This is a genomic window from Nonomuraea sp. NPDC001684, assembly GCF_053596515.1.
Window position 1 is genome coordinate 1 of record NZ_JBSFGJ010000483.1, and the last position, 6,649, is coordinate 6,649.

Genomic DNA, 6,649 nt, shown 5'->3' on the forward strand with positions numbered 1-6,649 from the left:
CGTCGACGACCATCAGGATGGCCTCCAGGGCCGCCTCAAGAACGGGCCCTTCCGCCCGAACGCCCTCCTCCGGGCCCTGCTGCTCTTCCTCCAGGTCAGCGGCGGTGTCCACGGGCCGCTCGGGGCCCGCGGAAGGCGACTCGGTGAAGGACGACTCGGGCGACGGCGACTCAGGGGACGGCGACTCGGGCGACGGGGAGGGCTTCGGCGGCGCGACCGGCACTTCGGGGCCGGCGGGCAGGGCGGACGCCTCCTCCGGCGAGGACGGCTGGACGAGGGAGCCCGGGAGCGTCATCCAGGCGGGCAGCGGCGACCCCGAGTCGGGGGCCTTGCGGGGGCCCGGCAGGGGGTTGGGGTTGTCAGTCATTCGATGGTTTCTCCGCGGATTCCTCGTAGTCGTCCCCCACCGCGACGTCGCCGTCGTCGGCGCCCGTCCAGGTGACGTGGAGCTCTCCCAGCGCCTCGACCTGCTCGAACGTCACCGCGGACTCTCGGAACAGCTCCAGCACGGCCAGGAAGCGGGCGATGACCTGGAAGGTGCCCTCGCAGTCGGCCGTCAGCGCGCGGAAGGTGGCCCGGCGCAGCCTGCGCAGGTGCATGACCAGGATGGCCGCCTGCTCCTTGACGCTGGCCAGCGGCTGGTAGATGTGGCCGACGCTGACGGTGGGCGGCAGTTTCGGGGTGAACGCCTTGGCCGCGATGCGGGCGAGCTGCTCGGGCCCGATGCCGAGGATGAGCTCGGGCAGCAGGTTGGCGAACTGCGGCTCCAGCGACACCGTGCGGGGGAAGCGCAGGCTCTCCTCGGCCATCCGCCCCGCGAAGACCTTCGCGACCTCCTTGTACGCCTTGTACTGCAGCAGCCGGGCGAACAGCAGGTCTCTGGCCTCCAGGAGGGCGAGGTCCTCTTCGTCCTCCACCTCGCCGGACGGCAGCAGCCGGGCCGCCTTCAGGTCGAGCAGCGTGGCCGCGACCAGCAGGAAGTGGCTGGTCTGGTCGAGGTCCCACTCCGGGCCCTTGGACCGGATGTAGGCGATGAACTCGTCGGTGACCTTGGAGAGCGAGACCTCGGTGATGTCGAGCTTGTGCTTGGCGATCAGGCCGAGGAGCAGGTCGAAGGGGCCTTCGAAGACGTCCAGGTGTACCTGGAAGCCTTGGGGGGCCTCGGTCTGCTCTGCGGTCACCTGGCCATTGTCGCAGGAGCCGGCCAGCGCGAGAGCACCTCGCGGGCCAGTTCGCGGTAGGCGTTGGCGCCGAGGGACGACGGATCGAAGGTGGTGATCGGCTCGCCGGCGACGGTGGCGTCGGGGAAGCGGACCGTACGGTTGATCACCGTGTGGAACACCTTGTCGCCGAACGCCTCCACCACGCGGGCCAGCACCTCGCGGCCGTGCAGGGTACGGGCGTCGTACATGGTGGCGAGCAGGCCCTCGATCTCGAGGTCTTCGTTGAGCCGCTCCTGGACCTTGGAGATGGTGTCCATGAGCAGCGCCACGCCGCGCAGGGCGAAGAACTCGCACTCCAGCGGCACCATGACGCCGTGGGCGCAGGTCAGCGCGTTGATGGTGAGCAGGCCGAGCGACGGCTGGCAGTCGATGAGGCAGACGTCGTAGTGCGGCAGCAGCGGCTTGATCACCCGGCCGAGCACCTGCTCGCGGGCGACCTCGGTGACGAGCTGCACTTCGGCGGCCGACAGGTCGATGTTGCTGGGCAGCAGGTCGAGGCCCTCGACGCCGGTCTCCAGCAGGACGTCCTCGGCGGTGACGCCGCGGTCCATCAGCAGGTTGTAGACGGTCAGGTCGAGCTGGAGCGGGTTGATGCCCAGGCCGACCGAGAGCGCGCCCTGCGGGTCGAAGTCGACCAGCAGCACCTTCAGCCCGCACTCGACCAGCGCCGCGCCCAGGTTGATGGTGGTGGTCGTCTTGCCGACGCCGCCCTTCTGGTTGACCATCGCGACCACTCGCGCCGGGCCGTGCACCTGCGGCGGGACCGGTTCAGGGAACACCGGTCGCGGGCGCTGGGTGGGGCCCAGGTTGACGCCGTTGGAAGGCGCGTTGGTCTTGGTGTCACCCCAGGGGTTGTCGGGGGTCCCCGGGGTCGAACCCTTGGTCGTCACAGTCACCAGCTCGAACCTCCCTGACGATCCCGAACCGGACCGTCCGGACGGACACTATGGCGTCACCACTAAACGCGGCAAGGCGGCACGCCGGGGCACCGCGCACGCGCAAAAGACTATAGATCACTGCCGGGCGCGCGGGTGCGCCGCGGCGTAGACCTCGCGGAGTTTGTCGACCGTCACCAGGGTGTAGACCTGCGTGGTGGTGACGGAGGCGTGACCGAGCAGCTCCTGGACCACCCGGACGTCCGCGCCGCCGTCGAGCAGGTGGGTGGCGAAGGAGTGGCGCAGGACGTGCGGGCTGATGCCGGCCAGGCCGGCGCGTTCGGCCGCGGCCTGGAGCACTTCCCAGGCTCCCTGCCTGGTCAGCCGGCCGCCGCGGGCGTTGAGGAAGACCCCGGGGGTGCCGCGGCCGTGGGCCAGCAGGCCGGGCCTGGCGCGGACGAGGTAGGCGTCGAGCGCCGAGCGGGCGTAGCGGCCGAGCGGGACGACGCGGGTGCGGCCGCCCTTGCCGCGCAGTCGCACCTGGTCGGGTTCGAGGTCGTCCACGGCCAGGCCGACGGCTTCGGAGATGCGGGCGCCGGTGCCGTACAGGACCTCCAGCAGGGCGCGGTTGCGCAGGGTGAGCGGGGCGCCGTCGGGGCCGGAGGCGGCGATGAGGCGTTCGACCTCGTCGACGGCGATCGCCTTGGGCAGCCTGCGAAGCTGGCGCGGCGGGCGTACCTCGTGGGCGGGGTCGTGGGCCGTGACGCCTTCGCGCAGGGCGAACCGGTGAAGCCCCCGTACGGCCGAGACGGCCCGCGCGGCCGAGCTGGCCACGAGGGCGGGATGTTCCCGGTCGCCCTCGCGCAACGCGGCGAGGAAGGCCTGGACGTCGGCCTCCCCCACCTCGTCGAGCTTCAGCCGCCCGCGCGCCTGCAGATGTTCGAAGTATCGCCGCAGGTCACGGCGGTAGGACGCGAGCGTGTTGGCAGCCAGGCCCCGCTCCACCGCCAGATGGGCGAGGTAGCTGGAGAGCACCGCCTCCACGACATGGTCCTTCCGTCACGCCTCCGGGGCGTCGGCGGGGCGCAACAGGGCGAATCCCTCAACCGAAGCCGCATATGCGGCGAGGATACCGGCCACGGCCGGGGAATTGTGGATCATTCCCATGAGCGCCTTCTCGACCGCGTCGGACAGCGGCACCCATTCGACCGGCATGCCGATCTCCTCGTGCCGGTGGACGAAGGTGTTCTCCTCGTCGGGGATCCTGCTCAGGCCGCGGGCGAGGAAGACCCTGATCCGCTCGTCGGTCATGCCGGGAGAGGAGCGCAGGTCGACCAGGGTGTGCCAGGTGTCGGCGCGGTAACCGGACTCCTCGGCGAGCTCGCGGGCCGCGGTGTCGGCGAGCGGTTCGCCCGCCACGTCGCGGATGCCGGCCGGCAGCTCCCACATGAGCTGCCGGGTGGGGTGGCGGTACTGCCTGATCATCAGGACGCGGTCGTGGTCGTCGAGCGCGAGCACGGCGACCGAGCCGGGGTGGACGACGTAGTCGCGGTCGGCGACCTCGTCCTGGGGCATCCTGACCGTGTCGGTGACGACCTTGATCACGTAGCCCTGGAAGTGCTCCTTGGACGCGACGACGTCCCACGCCTCGGGCGTGTCCTGAACGTTCACTTGCCGACCTTGGTGGTCACGCGGCTGTCGGCGTAGGTCAGGGCGGCGCCGATGAGGCCCTTGAACATCGGGTTGGCCCGGGTGGGACGGGAGCGGAACTCGGGGTGCGCCTGCGTGCCGATGAAGAACGGGTGCACGTCGACGGGCAGCTCGGTGTACTCCACCAGGCGGCCGTCGGGCGACAGGCCGGAGAAGACCAGGCCGACGTTCTCCAGGCGCTCGCGGTAGGCGTTGTTGACCTCGTACCTGTGACGGTGGCGCTCGTCGGCCTTGGCCTTGCCGCCGTAGAGCTGCCTGGCCAGGGTGCCCTCGCCGAGCTTGGCGGTGTAGCTGCCGAGCCGCATGGTGCCGCCCATGTCGCGCTCGCCGGCGACGACGTCCTCCTGGTCGGCCATGGTGGAGATGACCGCGTGCTTGGTGTCGGGGTCGAACTCGGCGGAGTTGGCGTCCTCGATGCCGGCCATGTTGCGGGCCGCCTCGATGACCATGCCCTGCATGCCGAGGCAGATGCCGAGCAGCGGGATCCGGCCCTCGCGGGCGTGCCGGATGGCGCCGATCTTGCCCTCGATGCCGCGCACGCCGAACCCGCCGGGGATCAGCACGCCGTCGACGCCGTCGAGCTCGCGCTCGGCGCCCTCGGGGGTCTCGCAGTCGTCGCTCTTGACCCAGCGGATGTTGACCCGCGCGTCGTTGGCGAAACCGCCGGCGCGCAGCGCCTCGGTGACCGACAGGTACGCGTCGGGCAGGTCGATGTACTTGCCGACCAGCGCGATCGTGACCTCCTTGGCCGGGCGGTGCACGCGGCGCAGGAGCTGCTCCCACTCCTTCCAGTCGACGTCGCGGAAGGGCAGGCCGAGGCGGCGCACGACGTAGGCGTCGAGGCCCTCGGCGTGCAGCACCTTGGGGATGTCGTAGATGGAGGCGGCGTCGACGGCCGAGACGACGGCGTCCTCGTCGACGTCGCACATGAGGCTGATCTTGCGCTTGATCGCCGTCTGGACCGGACGGTCGGAGCGCAGCACGATCGCGTCGGGCTGGATGCCGATGCTGCGCAGCGCGGCCACGCTGTGCTGGGTCGGCTTGGTCTTCAGCTCGCCGGACGGGCCGATGTAGGGCAGCAGCGACACGTGCAGGAAGAAGACGTTGTCGCGGCCGACCTCGTGCCGGATCTGGCGGACGGCCTCCAGGAACGGCAGCGACTCGATGTCGCCGACCGTGCCGCCGACCTCGGTGATCACGACGTCGACGTCGGGGCCGGCCATGCCCCGGATGCGGTCCTTGATCTCGTTGGTGATGTGCGGGATGACCTGGACGGTGTCGCCCAGGTATTCGCCGCGCCGCTCCTTGGCGATGACGTTGGAGTAGACCTGGCCGGTGGTGACGTTGGCCGAGCCGTGCAGGTCGGTGTCGAGGAACCGCTCGTAGTGGCCGACGTCGAGGTCGGTCTCGGAGCCGTCGTCGGTGACGAAGACCTCGCCGTGCTGGAACGGGTTCATCGTGCCGGGGTCGACGTTGAGGTAAGGGTCGAGCTTCTGCATGGTGACCCGGAGACCGCGCCCCTTGAGCAGCCGGCCGAGGCTGGAGGCCGTGAGCCCCTTGCCGAGACTGGAGGCGACACCGCCGGTGACGAACAGATGCTTGGTTTGCGATGCGCTGCGCAAAGGGGCTCCCGTGGCTCGAATGGTGGCCGAAGTGTCCACGGGCTCTCAGGATATCAAACAACGCCCCTCACATGCCCGAACGGCATGACCTAGCGGTAACTTTGGGCCCTATGTCACTAGTACGCCGGGCCATGGGCGCACTGATTCACCGTGCGTACGCGGCGATCCGCCACGCCGGGGCGATCTCCCCGGACTCCACGGCGGGTTACCGTTTCCGCCGGATCGGCGAGGGAGTCAGCATCGCCTTCCCGCCGGGGGCGATCTTCGGCGAGCGGTGGATCGAGATCGGCGAGCACACGCTGATCGGCGAGCGCGTGTCGATCTCCTGCGGCATGTGGCCGGGCGTCGAGCTCGGCCCGGACTCGATCCTGCGGATCGGCGGCTCGTGCTCGATCGGCAGGGGCTCGCACATCGTGGCCCACCAGTCGATCGACATCGGCGACCACGTCTTCACCGGCCCGTACGTCTACATCACCGACCAGAACCACGTCTACGACGACCCCGAGACGCCGATCGGGCGGCAGTGGCCGCGCAACAGCCCGGTCTCGATCGGCGCCGGGTCCTGGCTCGGCACGGGCGCGATCATCCTGCCGGGCACGGTCCTCGGGCGGCAGTGCGTGGTGGCGGGCGGCGCGGTGGTGCGCGGCGAGTTCCCCGACCACAGCGTGGTCGCCGGGGTGCCCGCCAAGCGCGTCCGCGGGTACACGCCGGAGCTCGGCTGGCACGCCCCCGGCGCCGCCGAGGCGGCCGCCGCGATCGCCCTGGCGCTCGACGGGCAGGCCGGGCCGTCCTGAGGTCCGGCACGCGCTGACCCGGGAACGGGGATGGACCGAACAAGCTTCTGGAGGTTAGCGTCGGTGCATGCGGACCGCCATCTGTGAGCGCCTGGGCGTCGAGTTCCCGTTGTTCGCCTTCAGCCACTGCCGCGACGTGGTGGCCGCGGTCACGAACGCGGGCGGGTTCGGGGTGCTGGGGGCCGTCGCGTACTCGCCGGAGCGGCTGGACGCCGAGCTGACCTGGATCGACGAGCGCGTGGGCGGGCGGCCGTACGGGGTGGACGTGCTCGTCCCCGGCCGGATCGACGCCTCGGCGCTCGACCTGCGGGCCCACCTGCTGGACTTCGTGCCCGACCGCCACCGCGACTTCGTCGCCCACCTGCTGGCCAAGTACGGCGTGAACGCGCCGCCGCAGCCCCTGAGCGCGGTGGCCGACGAGTTCG

General features: G+C 70.8%; 6 protein-coding genes and 2 pseudogenes. 2 read left to right on the forward strand and 6 right to left on the reverse strand.

Going from position 1 to position 6,649, the window contains the following annotated elements; all coding sequences use genetic code 11:
- The 6 genes and pseudogenes from ACWCSD_RS44570 to ACWCSD_RS44595 all read right to left on the reverse strand — a co-directional run.
- Positions 1 to 367 (reverse strand): annotated as a pseudogene (locus tag ACWCSD_RS44570) (hypothetical protein); the annotation flags it as partial.
- Positions 360 to 1,181 carry a segregation and condensation protein A gene (locus tag ACWCSD_RS44575; RefSeq protein ID WP_397166186.1) on the reverse strand — a complete coding sequence of 274 codons (822 nt, stop codon included), beginning with the start codon at positions 1,179 to 1,181 and terminating at the stop codon, positions 360 to 362. The gene ACWCSD_RS44575 and the pseudogene ACWCSD_RS44570, both read right to left, overlap by 8 nt.
- Entirely contained in the window at positions 1,178 to 2,113 is a 936-nt protein-coding gene (locus tag ACWCSD_RS44580; protein ID WP_387645452.1) for a ParA family protein, read from the reverse strand. Before ACWCSD_RS44580 ends, ACWCSD_RS44575 begins: the two co-directional genes overlap by 4 nt.
- A 123-nt stretch (positions 2,114 to 2,236) precedes the next feature.
- Positions 2,237 to 3,142 carry a site-specific tyrosine recombinase XerD gene (locus ACWCSD_RS44585; RefSeq protein WP_352358212.1) on the reverse strand — a complete coding sequence of 302 codons (906 nt, stop codon included), beginning with the start codon at positions 3,140 to 3,142 and terminating at the stop codon, positions 2,237 to 2,239.
- 15 nt (positions 3,143 to 3,157) lie between these two features.
- Positions 3,158 to 3,769 carry an NUDIX domain-containing protein gene (locus tag ACWCSD_RS44590; protein WP_397166184.1) on the reverse strand — a complete coding sequence of 204 codons (612 nt, stop codon included), beginning with the start codon at positions 3,767 to 3,769 and terminating at the stop codon, positions 3,158 to 3,160.
- Positions 3,766 to 5,430, reverse strand: coding sequence for a CTP synthase (locus ACWCSD_RS44595; RefSeq protein ID WP_358293745.1), 1,665 nt, complete (start codon positions 5,428 to 5,430; stop codon positions 3,766 to 3,768). Before ACWCSD_RS44595 ends, ACWCSD_RS44590 begins: the two co-directional genes overlap by 4 nt.
- 131 nt (positions 5,431 to 5,561) lie before the next feature.
- Between ACWCSD_RS44595 and ACWCSD_RS44600 the strand changes: the two genes are divergently transcribed.
- Complete coding sequence (locus tag ACWCSD_RS44600; protein ID WP_387666688.1) at positions 5,562 to 6,224, forward strand: DapH/DapD/GlmU-related protein; 663 nt, start codon at positions 5,562 to 5,564, stop codon at positions 6,222 to 6,224.
- 67 nt (positions 6,225 to 6,291) lie between these two features.
- Positions 6,292 to 6,649 (forward strand): annotated as a pseudogene (locus ACWCSD_RS44605) (nitronate monooxygenase); the annotation flags it as partial.

Excerpts from the sequence above, each read along its gene's own strand:
- ACWCSD_RS44600 (WP_387666688.1), top strand. The coding sequence starts at position 5,562 with ATGGGCGCACTGATTCACCGTGCGTACGCGGCGATCCGCCACGCCGGG.